At 71.6% G+C, this 18,206-nt stretch carries 21 protein-coding genes; 20 read left to right on the top strand and 1 reads right to left on the bottom strand.

Annotation, left to right across the window (positions count from 1 at the left end; all coding sequences use genetic code 11):
• The first annotated feature begins 206 nt into the window (after positions 1-206).
• The 17 genes from OIM89_RS06455 (at position 207) to OIM89_RS06375 (ending at position 13,784) form a co-directional block, all read left to right on the top strand.
• The gene (locus OIM89_RS06455) at positions 207-848 is read left to right on the top strand and encodes a hypothetical protein (protein WP_008409397.1); all 642 of its coding nucleotides are present in this window, start codon (positions 207-209) and stop codon (positions 846-848) included.
• Positions 849-1,084: 236 nt separating this feature from the next.
• Positions 1,085-1,519, top strand: coding sequence for a 30S ribosomal protein S16 (gene rpsP, locus OIM89_RS06450; RefSeq protein ID WP_003951122.1), 435 nt, complete (start codon positions 1,085-1,087; stop codon positions 1,517-1,519).
• Positions 1,520-1,521: 2 nt separating this feature from the next.
• Positions 1,522-1,758, top strand: a complete 237-nt coding sequence (locus OIM89_RS06445) for an RNA-binding protein (RefSeq protein ID WP_003951123.1) — start codon at positions 1,522-1,524, stop codon at positions 1,756-1,758.
• Positions 1,759-1,921: 163 nt separating this feature from the next.
• A complete protein-coding gene (gene rimM / locus OIM89_RS06440; RefSeq protein WP_030698096.1) occupies positions 1,922-2,542 on the top strand; it encodes a ribosome maturation factor RimM in 621 nt (206 codons plus the stop codon).
• Positions 2,542-3,363, top strand: a complete 822-nt coding sequence (gene trmD / locus OIM89_RS06435; protein ID WP_151167978.1) for a tRNA (guanosine(37)-N1)-methyltransferase TrmD — start codon at positions 2,542-2,544, stop codon at positions 3,361-3,363. Before rimM ends, trmD begins: the two co-directional genes overlap by 1 nt.
• 132 nt (positions 3,364-3,495) lie before the next feature.
• Positions 3,496-3,846: a 50S ribosomal protein L19 gene (gene rplS, locus OIM89_RS06430; RefSeq protein WP_023416775.1), complete on the top strand. Its 351-nt coding sequence runs from the start codon at positions 3,496-3,498 to the stop codon at positions 3,844-3,846.
• A gap of 115 nt (positions 3,847-3,961) precedes the next feature.
• Positions 3,962-4,657, top strand: a complete 696-nt coding sequence (gene lepB, locus OIM89_RS06425; RefSeq protein WP_030698098.1) for a signal peptidase I — start codon at positions 3,962-3,964, stop codon at positions 4,655-4,657.
• Complete coding sequence (gene lepB / locus OIM89_RS06420; protein WP_226964470.1) at positions 4,650-5,942, top strand: signal peptidase I; 1,293 nt, start codon at positions 4,650-4,652, stop codon at positions 5,940-5,942. The genes lepB (OIM89_RS06425) and lepB (OIM89_RS06420) overlap by 8 nt, the downstream gene beginning before the upstream one ends.
• The gene (gene lepB / locus OIM89_RS06415; protein WP_226965564.1) at positions 5,824-6,525 is read left to right on the top strand and encodes a signal peptidase I; all 702 of its coding nucleotides are present in this window, start codon (positions 5,824-5,826) and stop codon (positions 6,523-6,525) included. Before lepB (OIM89_RS06420) ends, lepB (OIM89_RS06415) begins: the two co-directional genes overlap by 119 nt.
• Positions 6,526-6,612: 87 nt before the next feature.
• Positions 6,613-7,389 carry a signal peptidase I gene (gene lepB / locus OIM89_RS06410; RefSeq protein WP_264491060.1) on the top strand — a complete coding sequence of 259 codons (777 nt, stop codon included), beginning with the start codon at positions 6,613-6,615 and terminating at the stop codon, positions 7,387-7,389.
• Positions 7,379-7,897, top strand: a complete 519-nt coding sequence (locus tag OIM89_RS06405; protein ID WP_226964472.1) for an NUDIX hydrolase — start codon at positions 7,379-7,381, stop codon at positions 7,895-7,897. Before lepB (OIM89_RS06410) ends, OIM89_RS06405 begins: the two co-directional genes overlap by 11 nt.
• 62 nt (positions 7,898-7,959) lie before the next feature.
• Complete coding sequence (locus OIM89_RS06400; RefSeq protein WP_003951129.1) at positions 7,960-8,268, top strand: DUF2469 domain-containing protein; 309 nt, start codon at positions 7,960-7,962, stop codon at positions 8,266-8,268.
• Positions 8,269-8,722: 454 nt separating this feature from the next.
• Positions 8,723-9,085 (top strand): YraN family protein, encoded by a 363-nt coding sequence (locus OIM89_RS06395; protein WP_008409405.1) that lies wholly within the window; start codon positions 8,723-8,725, stop codon positions 9,083-9,085.
• Positions 9,085-10,698, top strand: coding sequence for a YifB family Mg chelatase-like AAA ATPase (locus OIM89_RS06390; protein WP_226964473.1), 1,614 nt, complete (start codon positions 9,085-9,087; stop codon positions 10,696-10,698). Before OIM89_RS06395 ends, OIM89_RS06390 begins: the two co-directional genes overlap by 1 nt.
• A complete protein-coding gene (gene dprA, locus OIM89_RS06385) occupies positions 10,695-11,948 on the top strand; it encodes a DNA-processing protein DprA (RefSeq protein WP_030698105.1) in 1,254 nt (417 codons plus the stop codon). The genes OIM89_RS06390 and dprA overlap by 4 nt, the downstream gene beginning before the upstream one ends.
• 220 nt (positions 11,949-12,168) lie before the next feature.
• The gene (gene whiG / locus OIM89_RS06380) at positions 12,169-13,008 is read left to right on the top strand and encodes an RNA polymerase sigma factor WhiG (protein WP_003951133.1); all 840 of its coding nucleotides are present in this window, start codon (positions 12,169-12,171) and stop codon (positions 13,006-13,008) included.
• A gap of 218 nt (positions 13,009-13,226) precedes the next feature.
• Positions 13,227-13,784: a TetR/AcrR family transcriptional regulator gene (locus OIM89_RS06375; protein ID WP_030698106.1), complete on the top strand. Its 558-nt coding sequence runs from the start codon at positions 13,227-13,229 to the stop codon at positions 13,782-13,784.
• Here the strand turns inward: OIM89_RS06375 and OIM89_RS29850 are convergent.
• Positions 13,738-14,913, bottom strand: coding sequence for a M23 family metallopeptidase (locus OIM89_RS29850; protein WP_319802336.1), 1,176 nt, complete (start codon positions 14,911-14,913; stop codon positions 13,738-13,740). The genes OIM89_RS06375 and OIM89_RS29850 overlap by 47 nt on opposite strands.
• A 366-nt stretch (positions 14,914-15,279) precedes the next feature.
• Here OIM89_RS29850 and rpsB point away from each other — a divergent pair, with 366 nt between their 5' ends.
• The 3 genes from rpsB (at position 15,280) to pyrH (ending at position 18,083) form a co-directional block, all read left to right on the top strand.
• Positions 15,280-16,218: a 30S ribosomal protein S2 gene (rpsB, locus tag OIM89_RS06365; RefSeq protein ID WP_003951137.1), complete on the top strand. Its 939-nt coding sequence runs from the start codon at positions 15,280-15,282 to the stop codon at positions 16,216-16,218.
• A 92-nt stretch (positions 16,219-16,310) separates the two neighbouring features.
• A complete protein-coding gene (gene tsf / locus OIM89_RS06360; RefSeq protein ID WP_217466891.1) occupies positions 16,311-17,147 on the top strand; it encodes a translation elongation factor Ts in 837 nt (278 codons plus the stop codon).
• 171 nt (positions 17,148-17,318) lie between these two features.
• Positions 17,319-18,083, top strand: coding sequence for a UMP kinase (gene pyrH / locus OIM89_RS06355; RefSeq protein WP_030698108.1), 765 nt, complete (start codon positions 17,319-17,321; stop codon positions 18,081-18,083).
• Positions 18,084-18,206: the final 123 nt, after the last annotated feature.

Genomic DNA, 18,206 nt, shown 5'->3' with positions numbered 1-18,206 from the left:
CAGGCGCCCCGAAGCCGCCCCGCACCCCCGGGCGCAACCGGTGGCGGACCGGGGGAACCGCTCCGACGGGCCGGGCTACAGGAGGCGGCGTACCCGGGGATACGTACGGGGTTGTGACCGGCTGAGCGACTTCTGTGCAGTTCGGCGCACTCGCTGTCCTCACGACGCATCAGCGGCAACTGACGGGTACGTGCAAAATATTTGGGATGGCCCGGAATAGGAACACGGAGCGGCTCCTGCTCGTTGGGCACGACGTGAGCACGACACCACCTGTTCTCGCCGCAGAGCTGGCACAGGCGTGGGCCGACATTCAGCGGTACCACCCCGAGCTGCCAGATCTTGCCGCGCCCGAGTCCCTGATCGGAGAGTCCTCGTCCGCCTGCGGCGCCGAGCTCTCCTTCGAGCGACTGCTCCACGAAGCAGTCCATGGCATCGCCGCAGCCCGTGGCATTCGCGACACCTCACGGGCCGGCCGGTATCACAACCGCAGATTCCTCGCCGTCGCCGAGGAGCTGGGCCTGGACCACCCCGAGGAGCCGCACCCCAGCAGCGGCTTCTCCCTGGTCGGGCTCAACCCGGAGGCCAAGCGGCGCTACCGCCAGACCGCCGACCGCCTCCACCGCGCCCTCAAGGCCCACTCGGTGGCCACCGCGGGCGACACCGCACGCAGCTTCCGCGGCCCGGCCGCCCGGCACGGCTCCTCCGGCGGCGGCGTCCGCGTCAAGGCCGTCTGCGACTGCGGGCGCAACGTCCGCGTCGTCCCCTCCGTCCTCGCCCAGGCCCCCATCATGTGCGGCGGCTGCGGCAAGCCCTTCCGTATCCCCGAGGCGGTCGCCGTCGCCGGGTGACCGCCTCGGCGCGGCCCGTGCCCCGGCCCGAGGACGCCGGGGCGGGGCCGGTCGGCGGCGGTCACGGGCGTGGGAGGACGGGCCCGCCCCGTATGGCAGAATGGCAAGCTGTACTCGACAGTCGCACAGGACCCCTCTCTCCTCCGGCTGGCGCGTCCATCGGGCACCCCGAGTACCGCAACCCCACGTGGCATCCCGTTGTGCCCACCTCGTCAAGACCAGGAGACACCACTCCCGTGGCAGTCAAGATCAAGCTGAAGCGTCTGGGCAAGATCCGTTCGCCTCACTACCGCATCATCGTCGCCGACTCCCGCACCCGCCGTGACGGCCGTGCGATCGAGGAGATCGGCCTGTACCACCCGGTGCAGAACCCCTCCCGCATCGAGGTCGACTCGGAGCGCGCCCGTTACTGGCTCTCCGTCGGCGCCCAGCCGACCGAGCCGGTTCTCGCCATCCTGAAGCTCACCGGTGACTGGCAGGCGCACAAGGGCCTTCCCGCCCCGGCGCCGCTGCTCCAGCCGGAGCCGAAGGCCGACAAGCGTGCGCTGTTCGACCAGCTCACCAAGGACATCGAGGGCGGCCCGAAGGGCGAGGCCATCACCCAGAAGAAGAAGGCCGACAAGAAGGCGGACGAGGCTGAGGCCCCGGCCGCCGAGTCGACCGAGGCCTGAGCATGCTCGAGGAGGCTCTCGAGCACCTCGTGAAGGGCATCGTCGACAACCCTGACGATGTCCAGGTCGCCGAGCGCAACCTGCGCCGCGGGCGCGTGCTGGAGGTCCGGGTCCACCCCGACGACCTCGGCAAGGTCATCGGCCGTAACGGCCGCACCGCTCGCTCCCTGCGCACCGTCGTGGGAGCCATCGGTGGCCGTGGCATCCGCGTCGACCTCGTCGACGTGGACCAGGTCTGAGCCCTCCGGGGCTCTCGCAGGACACAGGGCCGGGGGCCGGAAGCGGTAGGTACGCTTCCGGCCCCCGCTCCGTTCCGGGCCCGAGCCCGTCCCCGCGGTGCGCAGAGTTCGGGCCCGTTCCCGATCCTCCTCATCGAACGACGAACGACCAGGAGCAGCACAGGTGCAGTTGGTAGTCGCACGGATCGGCCGTGCCCACGGAATCAAGGGCGAGGTCACCGTCGAGGTGCGCACCGATGAGCCGGAGGTCCGCCTCGGGCCCGGCGCCGTACTCGCCACCGATCCCCCCGGGACCGGCCCGCTGACCATCGAGACGGGGCGCGTGCACAGCGGACGGCTGTTGCTGCGCTTCGCCGGGGTGAGCGACCGGACGGGAGCCGAGGCGCTCCGCAACACCCTCCTCATCGCCGAGGTCGACCCCGAGGAGCTCCCGGACGACCCGGAGGAGTTCTACGACCACCAGCTCATGGACCTCGACGTGGTCACCGAGGACGGCGTGGAGGTGGGGCGCATCACGGAGATCTCCCACCTGCCCTCCCAGGACCTCTTCATCGTCGAGCGGCCCGACGGCAGCGAGGTCATGATCCCGTTCGTCGCCGAGATCGTCGCCGAGATCGACCTGGAGGAGCAGCGCGCCGTCATCACCCCGCCGCCGGGCCTCATCGACGACCGCGCCGTCGTCGCCTCCGCCCGCGACGCGGAGGCGGAGCTGGACGAGGCGGGCGACGCGGCCCCGGACGACGGTGCCGACGGGGCGCGTGACCAGGCAGGAGAGGCGCGCTGATGCGTCTCGACGCCGTCACGATCTTCCCCGAGTACCTCGACCCGCTGAACGTCTCCCTGGTCGGCAAGGCCCGGCACCGCGGCGTCCTCGACGTCCGCGTCCACGACCTGCGCGACTGGACGTACGACCGCCACAACACGGTGGACGACACCCCCTACGGCGGGGGCCCCGGCATGGTCATGAAGACCGAGCCGTGGGGCGAGGCACTCGACCAGGTCCTCGCCGACGGGTACGAGGCCGGGGCGCACAGCCCCGCCCTGGTCGTCCCGACGCCCAGCGGCCGGCCCTTCACCCAGGAACTGGCGGTCGAACTCTCCGCCAGCCCCTGGCTGATCTTCACCCCCGCCCGCTACGAGGGCATCGACCGGCGCGTGATGGACGAGTACGCCTCGCGGATACCCGTCCACGAGGTCTCCATCGGCGACTACGTGCTGGCCGGGGGCGAGGCGGCCGTGCTGGTCATCACCGAGGCGGTCGCCCGGCTGCTCCCCGGCGTCCTCGGCAACGCCGAGTCGCACCGCGACGACTCCTTCGCGCCCGGCGCCATGGCGGACCTGCTCGAAGGCCCCGTCTACACCAAGCCGCCGTCCTGGCGCGGCCGCGCCATCCCGGAGGTGCTGCTCAGCGGCCACCACGGGAAGATCGCGCGCTGGCGCCGCGACGAGGCGTTCCGCCGTACCGCCCGGAACCGCCCCGACCTCATCGAGCGCTGCGACGCCGCCACGCTCGACAAGAAGGACCGTTCACTGCTCGCCTCCCTGGGCTGGCAGCAGGGGCCGGACGGCCGATTTGGGCGCGGGCCCGAAGCCGTGGAAGAATAGCCCGCTGTTGTACGTCCACGAGCGTTCGCCCCTGCCACAGGGGGACCGACGGCGCTCCGGGACGCGGCAGCACTCGCACATCCCTCTCATGTTCCGTTGATGACCTGTGGCATCAGCGAGGAAGCAGACACCATGTCCCACCTGCTCGACTCCGTCGACGCCGCGTCGCTGCGCACCGACGTCCCCGCCTTCCGTCCCGGCGACACGGTCAACGTGCACGTCCGCGTCATCGAGGGCAACCGCTCCCGCGTGCAGCAGTTCAAGGGCGTCGTCATCCGCCGCCAGGGCGCCGGCGTGCGCGAGACCTTCACGGTCCGCAAGGTCTCCTTCTCCGTGGGCGTGGAGCGCACCTTCCCGGTGCACACCCCCATCGTGGAGAAGATCGAGCTGGTCACCCGCGGTGACGTCCGCCGCGCGAAGCTGTACTACCTCCGTGAGCTGCGCGGCAAGGCCGCGAAGATCAAGGAGAAGCGCGACAACTGAGCCCGCCGGGCGACGGCCCCGGTGCGCTGAGCCGCGCCGGGGCCCGGCCCAGGAACAGGTCAAGTATCGCTTGCCTGTTCGTGTCCGCCGCTGAGCCGGATAACATCTGGCACCGATGGACACCGAAGCACAGCACCAGGAGCGCGACCGCTCCTCCACCGCCGGACCAGGGGACATCCCCGCGGAACCGGGGACGGAGGAGGGGTCGCGCTCCTCGTTTCCGTCCCGCCTTCCGGGCGGCCGGTTCACCCTGGGACTCGGCGCCTGCGTGGTTCTCGTGCTGCTCTTCAGCACCTTCGTCCTCCAGCCGTTCCAGATCCCGAGCAGGTCGATGGAGCCGGAGCTGCGCGTCGGGGACCGGATTCTGGTCAACAAACTGGCGTACCGTTTCGGCGGCGAGCCGCGCCGCGGGGACGTTGTCGTCTTCGACGGCACCGAGTACTTCGGCGACGGCGACTTCGTGAAACGCGTGGTGGGGACCGGCGGCGACCGCGTCGTCTGCTGCGACGCGCGGGGCCGTCTGGCGGTCAACGGCGCCGTGGTCGACGAGCCCTACCTGTACGCCGGTGACGGCGCCTCCACGGTCCCCTTCGACGTCGTCGTGCCCACGGGCCGCCTCTTCCTCCTGGGTGACCACCGCAGCGACTCCAGCGACTCCCGCGACCGGCTGGGCTCACCCGGAGGCGGCATGCTCCCCGTCGAGCAGGTGCTCGGGCGGGCGGAGTGGGTCGGCTGGCCCTTCTCCCGCTGGTCCTCCGTCGGCCACTCCGGCACGCTCGCCCAGCTGCCGGGCCGGGGCCGCCATGGGTAGGCGGGGAAAGCCCCGCGGCCGCTCCGGCGCGGACGCCGCGCAGCACGGTAACGGGTACGCCGCGGCGCCGCCCCCTACCGGCCGCGCCGAACGGCGCAAGCTCGCCCGCAAGGTGCGCCGCCGCAGGCGCCGCTCGGCGCTCCGCGAGATACCCCTGATGGTCGTCGTCGCCGTCGGGATCGCGCTCTTCCTGAAGACCTTCCTCGTCCAGGCGTTCGTGATCCCCTCCGGATCGATGGAGCAGACCATCCGGATCGGCGACCGCGTCGTCGTCGACAAACTGACCCCCTACTTCGGCTCCCGGCCCCAGCGTGGCGACGTCATCGTCTTCGAGGACCCGGCCGACTGGCTCCACGGCGAGCAGGCCCCGGCCGCCGCCGACGACTCCGCCGTCACCGCCCAGGTGAAACGGGGGCTCGCCGCGATCGGCCTGTTGCCCGCCGACGACCAGCGCAACCTGATCAAGCGGGTCGTGGCGGTCGGCGGCGACACCGTGGTCTGCTGCGACCGCGACGACCGGATCACCGTCAACGGCACGCCCCTCACCGAGCCCTACCTCCACCCCGGCAACAAGCCCTCCTCGCTCCGCTTCACCGTGCGCGTCCCCGAGGGCCGGTACTTCGTGCTCGGCGACCACCGGGAGAACTCCGCCGACTCCCGCTACCACCGCGCCGAAGGGTACGGCGGCACGGTCCCCGACGACCACGTGGTGGGCCGCGCGGTGGCCATAGCGTGGCCGGCGGGGCACTGGCGGGGTCTGGGAGCCCGCGAGACGTACGCGGCGGTCCCCGACGCGCCCGGCGGATCGACAGCGGCCGACGGGGCGTCGCATAAGGTGGCGTCCCAGGATCTGAACAGAACGATCCCCCTCCCGACCCCTGCGGAACTCCCGCTCGTTATGGGAGTGGTGGTCCTGCGCCGGACGAGGCGCGGACAGCGGCACACAGTGAGGAGTCGATGTGGGGGATGTGGCGGTGGGCGCACGATCCGGACGCGAGCCCGAGGGTGGTTCCGGACGCCCCGAGGACGAACCGGCGGGGTACGCCGACGGGTCCGGCGGAGCCGGTCCGGACGACGGCCCCGACGACGGGCGGCGCAAGGGGAAGCGGCGCATCCCCTTCTGGCTGGAGATCCCGTTCCTGATCGTCATCGCGCTGGGACTGGCGCTGCTGATCAAGACGTTCCTGGTCCAGGCGTTCTCGATCCCTTCGGAGTCGATGCAGAACGCCCTCCAGAAGGGCGACCGGGTCCTGGTGGACAAGCTCACCCCGTGGTTCGGCGGTGAGCCGGAGCGCGGCGAGGTGATCGTCTTCCACGACCCGGACGGCTGGCTGGCCAACGAGCCCGTGACCGAGCCCAACTCGGTCCAGCGCTTCCTCAGCTTCATCGGCCTGATGCCCTCCTCGGAGGAGAAGGACCTGATCAAGCGGGTCGTCGGCGTCCCGGGCGACACGGTCGAGTGCAACGGCACGGGGCCGCTGAAGGTCAACGGCAAGGCCCTCGACGAGCCGTACGTCTTCCCGGGCAACACCCCGTGCAGCCCCGACGAGGGCGGCGGCACGTTCAAGGTGACGGTGCCCGACGGTAAATTCTGGGTCATGGGCGACCACCGTCAGTCCTCGCTCGACTCCCGGTACCACCAGAACGACAAGAACGCCGGAATGGTCCCGGCCGACGAGGTCGTCGGGCGCGCCATCGTCGTCGCCTGGCCGCCCACGCGCTGGTCGACGCTGCCGGTGCCGGACACCTTCGACCAGCCGGGCCTGAACGCCGCGCTCGGCGCCACCCCGGGCGTCCTGGGGCTGGCCGGCGCCGTGCCGCTGGTCCTGTGGCGGCGACGGGTTACCGCCCGCCGGACCGACGGGTAGGGTGCCGTCCCAGATCGTCGCTTCCCGCCCCCCGACGCCTGCCGGGACGGCGGGAAGTCCAATTCTCCGAGGTGGGGACGGGCTGGGATGAGCACGACACGAAGTGCGGAGGACCGTACCGACCGGACGGACGGTACGCGTGAGGGCCACGGCCGGCTCGGCAGAATCCTGTCGGGCGTGGCCGTGGCCCTCGGCTGTGTGCTCTTCCTCGGCGGCTTCGCCTGGGGAGCCCTGCTCTACCAGCCCTACGCCGTCCCCACCGGCTCCATGGCGCCCACGATCAACGCCGGGGCACGGGTGCTCGCCCAGCGCATCGACGGCGCGGAGGTACGCCGCGGCGACGTGGTGGTCTTCAACGAGGCGGAGTGGGGCGACCTGCCCATGGTCAAGCGCGTCGTGGCCGTCGGCGGCGACGAGGTCGCCTGCTGCACCTCGGGGCGGCTCACCGTGAACGGCAAGCCCGTCGACGAGTCCTACCTCCCGGCCGACACCCCCGCCTCGGTCGCCGGCATCCCCCGCACCACCGTCCCGGAAGGCCGCCTGTTCCTGCTGGGCGACGAGCGCGCGGGCTCGCTCGACTCCACCGCCCACCTCCAGGAGGTCGGCCGGGGCTCGGTGCCCCGGGACGCCGTCGTGGCGCGGGTCGACGTCGTCGCCTGGCCGATGGACGGCATGCTGGCCCGCCCCGACGGGTTCGCGAAGCTGCCCGGCGGGATCTCCGAGCCCGGCCCGCTCAAGGCCGTCGTCGCGGCGGTCGTCGGGGGCGCCGCCCTGATCCTGGGCGGCGCGGCGTACGGGCCGGTGGCGGCGCGGTTCGGCCGCGCCGGGCGGCAGCGGCGTACGGGGCGCGTACGTGCCGCGTGACCAGGAGGTTCACGCGGCGCCGGAGCCTGGCGCGGGGCCACTGCGCCGCGTCGCCCGGGTCGTCCTGCTCGACCCCGCCGAACGGGTGCTGCTGCTCCACGGCCACGAGCCGGACGACCCCGGGACGGACTGGTGGTTCACCCCCGGCGGCGGCCTGGAGGGCGACGAGACCCACGAGGAGGCGGCCCGCCGGGAACTCGCGGAGGAGACCGGGATCACCGACATCACCCTCGGCCCCGAGCTGTGGCGGCGCGTCTGCTCCTTCACCTTCGCCGGACGCCGTTGGGACCAGGACGAGCGGTACTACCTGGCGCGCACCCGGAGCAGTGTGACGGGGCCCACCGCGCTCACCGAGCTGGAGCGACGTACCGTCGCAGGTGCGCGGTGGTGGTCGGGCGAGGAGCTGACCAGGACGCATGAGACGGTGTATCCGACCAGACTCGCCGAACTGCTGTGCACGCTGCTGGACGAAGGAGCCCCGGCCAGGCCCATGACGCTCGACAGGTAACCGTCAGCGCCTCGCAGGGCTGGCGCACAATGGGGGCACGCACGGCTGAAGGGGAACATGCCATGAGCGCCGAGGACCTCGAGAAGTACGAGACCGAGATGGAGCTGAAGCTCTACCGGGAGTACCGCGACGTCGTCGGTCTGTTCAAGTTCGTGATCGAGACCGAGCGGCGCTTCTACCTCACCAACGACTACGACATGCAGGTCCACTCCGTGCAGGGCGAGGTCTTCTTCGAGGTGTCCATGGCGGACGCCTGGGTGTGGGACATGTACCGGCCGGCGCGGTTCGTGAAGCAGGTCCGGGTGCTGACCTTCAAGGACGTGAACATCGAGGAGCTCAACAAGAGCGACCTCGAACTGCCCGGCGGGTGAGCCCGGAGGGCTCTCCGGCGGGGTTCCGCGGTGGGGACGGGGCGCGCGGCGTGAGCGCGGCGTGCGGGGCCGCTACGGGGCGCGTGACCAGGGATTCCGTGGTCCGCCGCGGGGTCGTACGGCGCGGAGCCCACGAGGCCCGACGGTGCGCAGGTGGGACTGCACCGTGGCGCTGCCTGGTGGCCTCGAGACGGACCGCGCCGTGAGCGGCGCTCCTGACGTCCGCCCTTCGCTGCGGCGCGGCCTCGTTCACGGCAGCCCTGCCCACGCGCCGAAGCACCGCCCCATCCAGGTCGAGCCCCGAGCCGCGCGGAAACCCTCCAGACCCTTGAGAAGCTGAGAAGCCCCGCCTCCCCGCAAGGGTGACGGAGTTGTCCACAACCGCGGTGTTGTCCACCGTGATCCCCAGGCCTCCGCTCCGCCCCCGCACTGTCGGTGCCGGAGGTGATGCCGCATGAACGCACGAGGCGCTCTGGGCCGGTACGGGGAAGATGTGGCGGTCAGGACCTTGACCGCCGCCGGGATGCGGATTCTGGCGAGGAACTGGCGCGTGGGACGCGTCGGAGAGATCGATGTGGTGGCCCGCGACGGGGACGTCCTGGTCATGTGCGAGGTCAAAACCCGAAGGCCCGGCCCGTTCGGGCATCCGTCGGCCGCGATCACGGCCGAGAAGGCGAAGCGCCTGCGCCGGCTCGCGGAGCTGTGGCTCGCGAAGTACGGGGGGCCGCCGCCCGGAGGGGTACGGATCGACCTCGTGGGCGTGGTGCTGCCGCCGCGCGGGGCCGCTCGTGTCGAGCACGTGCGGGGGCTGAGCTGATGGCCTTCGCACGGACCTACGCGGTCACCCTGGTGGGCGTCGAAGGGATCATCGTCGAGGTCCAGGCGGACCTGGAGCCCGGCGTCGCCTCGTTCGCCCTTGTGGGGCTGCCGGACAAGACCCTGGTGGAGAGCCGGGACCGGGTACGCGCCGCGGTGGCCAACGCCGGCATCGAGTGGCCGCAGCGCAAACTGACCATCGGCCTCAGCCCGGCTTCGGTCCCCAAGAGCGGCAGTGGCTTCGACCTCGCCGTGGCCACCGCCGTGCTGGGCGCGGCGGAACTCATCGATCCCCGCAGCCTGACCGACCTGGTGATGATCGGCGAACTGGGCCTCGACGGCCGAGTGAGGCCCGTACGCGGGGTGCTGCCCGCCGTACTGGCGGCGGCCGAGGCGGGATACGAGCAGGTCGTGGTCCCGGAGTGCTCCGCTGCCGAGGCCGCCTTGGTCCCCGGCATCTCGGTGCTCGGCGTCCGTAGCCTGCGCCAGCTCGTGGCGGTGCTCACCGACACGCCCGTCCCCGACGAGGAACCCGATGCTCCGGGCCGTCCCGATCCGCTGCTGTCCGGGTTCGGTTTCCCCGGCGCGGGCATCGGCGCGCCGAGCCAGACGGCGGACGGGAGGCGCCTGGACTTCGCCGACGTCGCAGGTCAGCACCTTGCCCGCGGTGCCCTGGAGGTGGCCGCCGCCGGCGGTCACCACATCTACCTGAAGGGTCCGCCCGGGGCGGGCAAGACGATGCTCGCCGAGCGGCTCCCGGGCATCATGCCCGCCCTGGACCGTACCGCCGCCCTGGAGGTCACCGCGGTCCACTCCGTGGCCGGAGTCCTGCAGGCGGGCGGGCCCCTGCTCAGCAGACCGCCGTACTGCGCCCCGCACCACTCGGCGACCATGCAGTCCCTCGTCGGGGGAGGCAACGGGCTGCCCCGGCCGGGCGCCGTCTCCCTCGCTCACCGGGGTGTGCTTTTCCTTGACGAAGCGCCGGAGTTCGGGGCCAAGGCCCTCGACGCGCTGCGGCAGCCCCTCGAGTCGGGGCACGTCGTGATCGCCCGCGCGGCCGGAGTGGTCCGGTTGCCCGCGCAGTTCCTCATGGTGCTGGCGGCCAATCCCTGTCCGTGCGGCCGCCACGGCACTCAGGGGGACCCGTGCGACTGCATGCCCTCGGTCGTGCGGCGCTACCAGGCCAGGCTCTCCGGCCCGCTCCTGGACCGGGTCGACCTCAGGGTCGACGTCGATCGCGTGTCCAGGGCCGAACTGGTCGGTGCGGGAGAGCGGGGCGAGTCCACGGATGCCGTCGCCGCCCGGGTGCTGGAGGCCCGGCAGCGCGCGGAACAGCGCCTGGCCGGGACGCCGTGGCGAACCAACGGCGAGGTGTCGGGGCACGCGCTTCGCACCCGGTGGCACGCGGCCGCGGGCGCCATGCAGGCAGCCGAACGCGAACTGGAACGGGGCATGCTCAGCGCCCGCGGCCTCGACCGCGTACTCCGCGTGGCCTGGACCGTCGCCGACCTGAGGGGCCACGACCGGCCCGACGCGGGTGACGTGGAGGCGGCGCTGCAACTGCGCACCGGGATCTCCCGGGGCGTGCCCAGCCTCGCGGGAGGTGCGCGGTGACCCCACCGCACGAAGGCCGGCTTCCGCCCGCTCAGGAGCAGTCGTCCGGCACCGGAAGCCGCTCCGGGGACGACCTGTCCGAACGCCTCGCCAGAGCCGGCCTGACCCGCGTTCTGGAACCGGGGGACTCGCGCGGAGGACAGTGGCTGCGCAGGCTCGGGCCGGTGGCGCTGTTCGACCGGTTGCGAGGCGAGGGGCCGCCGCTGCCCGGCGCCACGGCCGGACGGATGGCCGGGCTGCGGCTGCGGGCCCGCGACGCACGCCCCGAACTCGACCTCGCGGCGGCCCGGGACGCCGGGGCGCGTTTCGTCTGCCCCGGCGACGTCGAGTGGCCCGCTCAGCTGGACGACCTCGGCGACGCCCGGCCCTTGGGGCTCTGGGTACGGGGGACTCCCTCGCTCCGCTTCTGGGCCCTGCGTTCCGTGGCGCTGGTCGGGGCCAGGGCGTGCACGGACTACGGGGCGCACGCCGCGGGCCTGCTCGGGGCGGGGCTCGCGGAGCGCGGCTGGGTGGTGGTCTCCGGCGGCGCCTACGGCATCGACGGCGCCGCCCACCGCGCCACCCTCGGGGCTGGAGGCGCCACGGTCGCTGTGCTGGCCTGCGGCGTGGACAGCCCCTACCCGCGAGGCCATGCCCAGCTCATCGCCAGGATCGCTGAACAAGGCCTGGTGGTGAGTGAGTTGCCGCCGGGTGACCATCCGACACCCAGCAGGTTCGTGCTGCGCAACCGCGTCATCGCCGCGCTGACGAGGGGAACCGTGGTGGTGGAGGCGGCGCACCGCAGCGGTGCGTTGTCGACGGCGCGCGCCGCTCTGCGACTGGGACGCGCCGTCATGGGAGTTCCCGGTCCGGTGACCAGCGGACTCTCGGCCGGCGTCCACGAACTGCTGCGCGGAGAGGGCCACCTGGTGGCGGACGCCGGTGACGTCGTCGAACTCGTCGGCGGCATCGGGGAACTGGCTCCCGCGAAGTCCGGTCCGGTGCTGCCCAGAGACCTCCTGCCCGAGCGGCTGGGCAGGACCCTCGAAGCCGTACCGGCCGGTCCCGGCGGCCTTCTGGAACGGATCGCCCGCGGGGCTGCCACCAGCATCGACGAGACGGCCGCCAACCTCCACGAGCTGCTCGCCCTCGGCTACGTCGAACGCGGAGGGGAAAACTGGAAGTTGACACGCCAGGCGCTTTCGGGCGGATTTCCGACCTGTGACGATCCGGTAGCTAAAGTGCCCAGCTGTCCGGATCATGCCCCATGACCTTGGCTGTTGCGAGGTTTACCGCCCCGGTGTGCTGGTCGCACCGGGGCCGGGTGGGGCGTGCGAGGCGCCCGGTGGGGCGCAAATGTCCCGCTCCGACCCCGTACCCTTCGCTCAACGCGACCCCTTCGTCACGTTACGCTCGCAAGGATTTCGACTCAGACACGCCATCGGACCATCAATCTCCCCCAGTTCACGGCAGAACGGCTCAAGGCGACGAATGCCCCAGCACACCTCCGGGTCTGACCGGGCGGCAGGACCTCCCGCCGCCCGCGGCAGCGTGCGGCCCAAGGCTCCCACCACGCTTGAGGAGCTGTGGAGCTCCTACAAGGCCACGGGCGACGCGCGGCTGCGCGAGCAACTGATCCTGCACTACTCCCCGCTGGTCAAGTACGTCGCGGGCCGGGTCAGCGTCGGCCTGCCGCCCAACGTGGAGCAGGCCGACTTCGTCTCGTCCGGGATCTTCGGACTCATCGACGCCATCGAGAAGTTCGACCCGGAGCGGTCCATCAAGTTCGAGACGTACGCCATCACGCGCATCCGGGGCGCGATGATCGACGAACTGCGCGCGCTGGACTGGATTCCCCGTTCCGTCCGGCAGAAGGCGCGCAACGTCGAGCGTGCGTACGCCTCGCTCGAGGCCGAACTGCACCGCACGCCCACCGAGGCGGAGGTGGCCGCGGAGATGGGGATCGCGGTGGAGGATCTGCACGCGGTTTTCAGCCAGCTGTCCCTGGCGAACGTGGTGGCCCTGGAGGAACTCCTCCACGGCGGCGGAGAGGGCGGGGGAGACCGCCTCAGCATCATGGACACCCTCGAGGACACCTCCGCCGACAACCCCGTCGAACTCGCCGAGGACCGGGAACTGCGCCGACTGCTCGCCCGGGCGATCAACCTGCTCCCCGAGCGCGAGAAGACCGTGGTCACGCTCTACTACTACGAGGGTCTGACCCTTGCCGAGATCGGCCACGTCCTGGGCGTGACCGAAAGCAGAGTGAGCCAGATCCATACGAAATCGGTTCTGCAGCTCCGCGCGAAACTGTCCAGTTTCGGCCGCTGATCCCTGCCGCCGCCGGTGCTGGGCCTCCCGCCCTTCCTTGCGCCTGACCGGGGGCGTCTGTGTGTCGGCCCAGATGCCACGAGAGCCCCGGCGCCCCGTGAGCAACCCGGATGCGGCGGCACGGCGACGACGCGACGCGGATGAAGACGGTGTACCGGCTGCCGTCGCGGACGTGCCATCCGTACAGTGGGAGCGTGCCAAGGATTCGAGCGGCCTCCGTGGCCGAGCACCGGTCGATGCAACGCGGCGCCCTCCTGGACGCCGCCAGGTCTCTGCTGTCGGAAGGCGGCACGGAGGCCCTCACCTTTCCCGCGCTCGCCGAACGTACGGGGCTGGCGCGGTCCTCCGTGTACGAGTACTTCCGCTCGCGCGGGGCCGTCGTGGAGGAACTCTGCGAGGTCGACATCCCCGTATGGGCCGCCGAGGTGCAGGCGGCCATGGAGCGCGAAGCCACGCCCGAGGCGAAGGTCGAGGCGTACGTCCGTACGCAGCTCGCCCTCGTCGGGGACCGTCGGCACCGTGCCGTCGTGGCCATCTCGGCCAGTGAGCTGGACGCGGGTGCGCGCGAGAAGATCCGCGCGGCTCACGGGGGCCTCGTGACCGTCGTGGTGGATGCCCTGGAAGGGATGGGCCACGACCGTCCGCGGCTCGCCGCCATGCTGCTCCAGGGCGTCGTCGACGCGGCGGTGCGGCGTATCGAGCTGGGGGCGGCGGAGGACCCGCAGGCCATCATCGACGCGACCGTGGCGATGGCCCTCGGCGGCGTCCGCGGCTGACCTTTCCGCCGCGGGAAGCCTGCCCGCGATGGTGATGGGGGCGGTTGGTGACCGGGCGTCGACGGGCGCGGTCGGCAGGCCTGCTCCGCGCTGCGGGACGCCGCCGCCGTGCGGCGGTGTGGCCGCCTGTTCGGTGATCCCGACTCCGCGTTCTCGTGGGGGTGTGCGTGTGGTGCACCACCGGCGTGAACGCCTCCGGGCCGGCCGCCGTGACCTCGGGACGACCGGCCGAAGGCTCCGGGACGCCGCTCACGGGCAGCAGGCGTGAAGGTCCGCGCCGCAGCATCCACTCAGGGAGCAGGCTGAGCGGGTCCAGGTACTCCTTGCCGCGTAGCAGACCCCAGTGGAGGCACGAGTGCGGGCAGTGGGTGCCGGCCTCCAGTACGGCCACCGGCTGACCCGCCACCACTTCGTCGCCGACGGCGACCATGGCCCGTACCGGCTCGTAGGTGATGCGCAGCGGAGTTGTGCCGCTGCCGGACAGCTCGATGGCGAGGACTCCGCGGCCCGCCACCGGGCCCGCGAAGGAGACCCGTCCGGTGGCCGCTGCCCGGACCGTGGTACCCACCGGCGCGGTCAGGTCCACTCCCCGGTGCCCCGGGCCGAAGTCGGTCGCCGGGGGCTCCCAGCCTCGTGCGACGTGTGGCTGGGTGCCCACCGGCCAGGCCCGCGGGCCGGGGACAGCGCCGGGCGCGGGCGCGTCCGGCTGTCGGAGGTGCGGCTCCGAGGCGGGACGTGGCCGGGGGCGCGAGGCAGCAGCACGTCCGGACGGTCGGGCACGTGGTGGCGTGGCGGCCTGTCGGTGGCCCTGGACGGTGCTCCTGGTGGGGCGTGGCTTCGAGGTGGCGGCCGTTCCGTCGCCCGTGGGAGTGGGCGGAGGGGGCGCGGGGGCCGGCGGGTCCGCCGCCCTCACCGCCGAGGCCAGGGCGAGAGCGGCGACGGTGCAGAGCAGGACCGTCCCGGCGCGGGCGAGTGGGCCTCGTGGAAGCACCGACCGCCGGGCGGCCGCCGGCCCGGTGGGGTGGCCGGGCGTGGTTGCCCAGTAGAGCTGGGCGCCGAGAACGCCGCTTCGGGTGGTCGGCGCGGTCTTGGGTGCCCTTGGAGGCACAGGGGTGAGCCCACCCGGCATCGGGCCGGTTGAGCTCCGGCGGGTGCGAGGGCTGAAGGCGGTACGGGCGATGCGGCGGACGAAGCGGGCAAGGGGGTAACTCTCCGTGTTCATGAGTACACAGTGGCCCCTCGCGGCTGATTTCGGGGATCATGATCCGAATCTGTGGACTACTGGCCGGTTGTGGACAGCGGCGTCACCCGGCGGGTCGGCGGTCCCGTACACTTCTGATGGCGATCCGGGTCACCGGGTCGACTTCGCACGCCCCGACGTCAACCCTTCTGGTCGACGTCCGCGCTCCTCGGTCCTTCGGGCACAGCGCGCGGGGCGTCAGGCGTGACCGCCGTCCGGTGGTCACGGCAACCGAGTACTCAAGGAGATACGGCCATGGCCGTCGTCACGATGCGGGAGCTGCTGGAAAGCGGCGTCCACTTCGGTCACCAGACCCGCCGCTGGAACCCGAAGATGAAGCGCTTCATCTTCACGGAGCGCAACGGCATCTACATCATCGACCTGCTCCAGTCGCTGTCGTACATCGACCGCGCCTACGAGTTCGTCAAGGAGACCGTCGCCCACGGCGGCACGGTGATGTTCGTCGGTACGAAGAAGCAGGCGCAGGAGGCCATCGCGGAGCAGGCCACCCGCGTCGGCATGCCCTACGTCAACCAGCGCTGGCTGGGCGGCATGCTCACCAACTTCTCCACCGTCTACAAGCGCCTCCAGCGCCTCAAGGAGCTGGAGCAGATCGACTTCGAGGACGTGGCCGCCTCCGGCCTCACCAAGAAGGAGCTCCTGGTCCTCTCGCGTGAGAAGGCCAAGCTGGAGAAGACCCTCGGCGGTATCCGCGAGATGCAGAAGGTGCCCAGCGCCGTCTGGATCGTGGACACCAAGAAGGAGCACATCGCCGTCGGTGAGGCGCGCAAGCTCCACATCCCGGTCGTCGCCATCCTCGACACCAACTGCGACCCCGACGAGGTCGACTACAAGATCCCGGGCAACGACGACGCGATCCGCTCCGTCACCCTGCTCACCCGCGTGATCGCCGACGCCGTCGCCGAGGGCCTCATCGCCCGTTCCGGCGTCGCCACCGGCGACTCGAAGCCGGGCGACAAGGCCGCCGGTGAGCCGCTGGCCGAGTGGGAGCGCGACCTGCTCGAGGGCGACAAGACGCCGGCCGAGGCCGCTGAGGCCGAGACCCCCGCCGCCAAGGACGAGGTGCAGACCTCCGCCGAGACGGAGAAGGTCGCCGACGCCGAGCAGGCTGTCGCCCCGGCCGTCGTCGAGGAGGCCACGGGCGCCGCGGCCGTCGAGCCCGAGCAGGCCTGACCGATCCTCATCGGTTGCTGACGGCGGGGGCTGGACCAGCCCCCGCCGTCCACCCGTAGATCTTCCAGACTTCGAGAGAGATTCACATCACCATGGCGAACTACACCGCCGCCGACGTCAAGAAGCTCCGCGAGCTCACCGGCGCTGGCATGATGGACTGCAAGAAGGCGCTCGACGAGGCCGAGGGCAGCGTCGACAAGGCCGTCGAGCTCCTCCGCGTCAAGGGCCAGAAGGGCGTCGCCAAGCGCGAGGGCCGCTCCGCCGAGAACGGCGCTGTCGTCTCCCTCATCGCCGACGACCACACCTCCGGTGTCCTCGTCGAGCTGAAGTGCGAGACGGACTTCGTCGCCAAGGGCGAGAAGTTCCAGCACGTCGCCAACACCCTGGCGCAGCACATCGCCGCGACCTCCCCGGCCGACCTGGAGGCGCTGCTCGCCTCCGAGATCGAGTCCGGCAAGACGGTCCAGGCGTACGTGGACGAGGCCAACGCCAACCTCGGCGAGAAGATCGTCCTGGACCGCTTCGCGCAGTTCACGGGCGGCTACGTGGCGGCGTACATGCACCGCACCATGCCCGACCTCCCGCCGCAGATCGGTGTCCTCGTCGAGCTCGACAAGGAGAACGCCGACGTCGCCAAGGACGTCGCGCAGCACATCGCCGCCTTCTCGCCGAAGTACCTCTCGCGTGACGAGGTGCCGGCCGAGGTCGTCGAGAACGAGCGCCGCGTCGCCGAGGAGACCTCGCGCAACGAGGGCAAGCCGGAGGCCGCGCTCCCGAAGATCGTCGAGGGCCGGGTGAACGGCTTCTTCAAGGAGGTCACCCTCCTGGACCAGCCCTTCGCCAAGGACAACAAGAAGTCCGTCCAGAAGATCCTGGACGAGGCCGGTGTCAGCCTGAAGCGCTTCGCGCGCATCAAGGTCGGCATCTGAGTCCGGACCGCGATCGACGAACGGCCCTGACGGGGCCGGCAGCGGACGCCAGGGTGCGCCGCGTCGGACGCACCGGACGACCGCAGATCTGACGAGGAGGCCATTGCCGCGATCGGGATACCGCATCCAACGGCAATGGCCTCCTTCGTATGTGCACGAGGAGAAGACCCCATGGGCAATGTTGACAGTGCTGCCAGGAGCGAGGACGGCAAAGGAGCCGGCCGCTTCCTGCTGAAGCTTTCCGGCGAGGCTTTCGCCGGCGGCGGGGGGCTCGGCGTCGACCCCGACGTGGTGCACGCCATCGCCCGTGAGATCGCCGCCGTGGTCCGTGACGGTGCGCAGATCGCCGTGGTGATCGGCGGCGGCAACTTCTTCCGCGGCGCCGAACTCCAGCAGCGCGGCATGGACCGCGCGCGCTCCGACTACATGGGCATGCTCGGCACCGTCATGAACTGCCTCGCGCTCCAGGACTTCCTGGAGAAGGAAGGCATCGACTCGCGCGTGCAGACGGCCATCACCATGGGGCAGGTGGCCGAGCCGTACATCCCGCTCCGTGCGGTGCGGCACCTGGAGAAGGGCCGCGTCGTCATCTTCGGTGCGGGCATGGGCATGCCGTACTTCTCCACCGACACCACCGCCGCCCAGCGCGCGCTCGAGATCGACGCCGAAGCGCTGCTCATGGGCAAGAACGGTGTCGACGGGGTCTACGATTCCGACCCGAAGGCCAACCCGGACGCGGTCAAGTTCGACGCACTGGGCTACGGCGAGGTCATCACCCGGGACCTCAAGGTCGCCGACATGACCGCGATCACGCTGTGCCGGGACAACAAGCTGCCCATCCTGGTCTTCGAACTTCTCGCGACCGGCAATATCGCCCGGGCCGTCAAGGGTGAGAAGATCGGCACGCTCGTGGGCGAGCCGCCCGCCCGAGACTGACCCCGTCAGCGTCCCCCGCAGCGGGGATGGGATGGACAAAGCCCTGCCGGTCGGACACCGTGCAGGGAAAGACACACGACGCAGCCGGTCCTGTTTCGTCCCCCGGACAGCCATCACCGTGCG

It is taken from the genome of Streptomyces sp. BI87 (assembly GCF_025957665.1).
GTDB classification, from domain to species: domain Bacteria; phylum Actinomycetota; class Actinomycetes; order Streptomycetales; family Streptomycetaceae; genus Streptomyces; species Streptomyces albidoflavus.
The sequence above is the reverse complement of the archived record's forward strand: the minus strand, read 5'-3'. Positions and strand labels throughout refer to the sequence as shown.

Coding starts and splice junctions, on each gene's coding strand:
- OIM89_RS06455 (WP_008409397.1), top strand. CDS start 207: ATGGCCCGGAATAGGAACACGGAGCGGCTCCTGCTCGTTGGGCACGAC.
- OIM89_RS06445 (WP_003951123.1), top strand. CDS start 1,522: ATGCTCGAGGAGGCTCTCGAGCACCTCGTGAAGGGCATCGTCGACAAC.
- trmD (WP_151167978.1), top strand. CDS start 2,542: ATGCGTCTCGACGCCGTCACGATCTTCCCCGAGTACCTCGACCCGCTG.
- rplS (WP_023416775.1), top strand. CDS start 3,496: ATGTCCCACCTGCTCGACTCCGTCGACGCCGCGTCGCTGCGCACCGAC.
- lepB (WP_030698098.1), top strand. CDS start 3,962: ATGGACACCGAAGCACAGCACCAGGAGCGCGACCGCTCCTCCACCGCC.
- lepB (WP_226964470.1), top strand. CDS start 4,650: ATGGGTAGGCGGGGAAAGCCCCGCGGCCGCTCCGGCGCGGACGCCGCG.
- lepB (WP_264491060.1), top strand. CDS start 6,613: ATGAGCACGACACGAAGTGCGGAGGACCGTACCGACCGGACGGACGGT.
- OIM89_RS06400 (WP_003951129.1), top strand. CDS start 7,960: ATGAGCGCCGAGGACCTCGAGAAGTACGAGACCGAGATGGAGCTGAAG.
- OIM89_RS06395 (WP_008409405.1), top strand. CDS start 8,723: ATGAACGCACGAGGCGCTCTGGGCCGGTACGGGGAAGATGTGGCGGTC.
- OIM89_RS06390 (WP_226964473.1), top strand. CDS start 9,085: ATGGCCTTCGCACGGACCTACGCGGTCACCCTGGTGGGCGTCGAAGGG.
- whiG (WP_003951133.1), top strand. CDS start 12,169: ATGCCCCAGCACACCTCCGGGTCTGACCGGGCGGCAGGACCTCCCGCC.
- OIM89_RS29850 (WP_319802336.1), bottom strand. CDS start 14,913: ATGCCGGGTGGGCTCACCCCTGTGCCTCCAAGGGCACCCAAGACCGCG.
- rpsB (WP_003951137.1), top strand. CDS start 15,280: ATGGCCGTCGTCACGATGCGGGAGCTGCTGGAAAGCGGCGTCCACTTC.
- tsf (WP_217466891.1), top strand. CDS start 16,311: ATGGCGAACTACACCGCCGCCGACGTCAAGAAGCTCCGCGAGCTCACC.
- pyrH (WP_030698108.1), top strand. CDS start 17,319: ATGGGCAATGTTGACAGTGCTGCCAGGAGCGAGGACGGCAAAGGAGCC.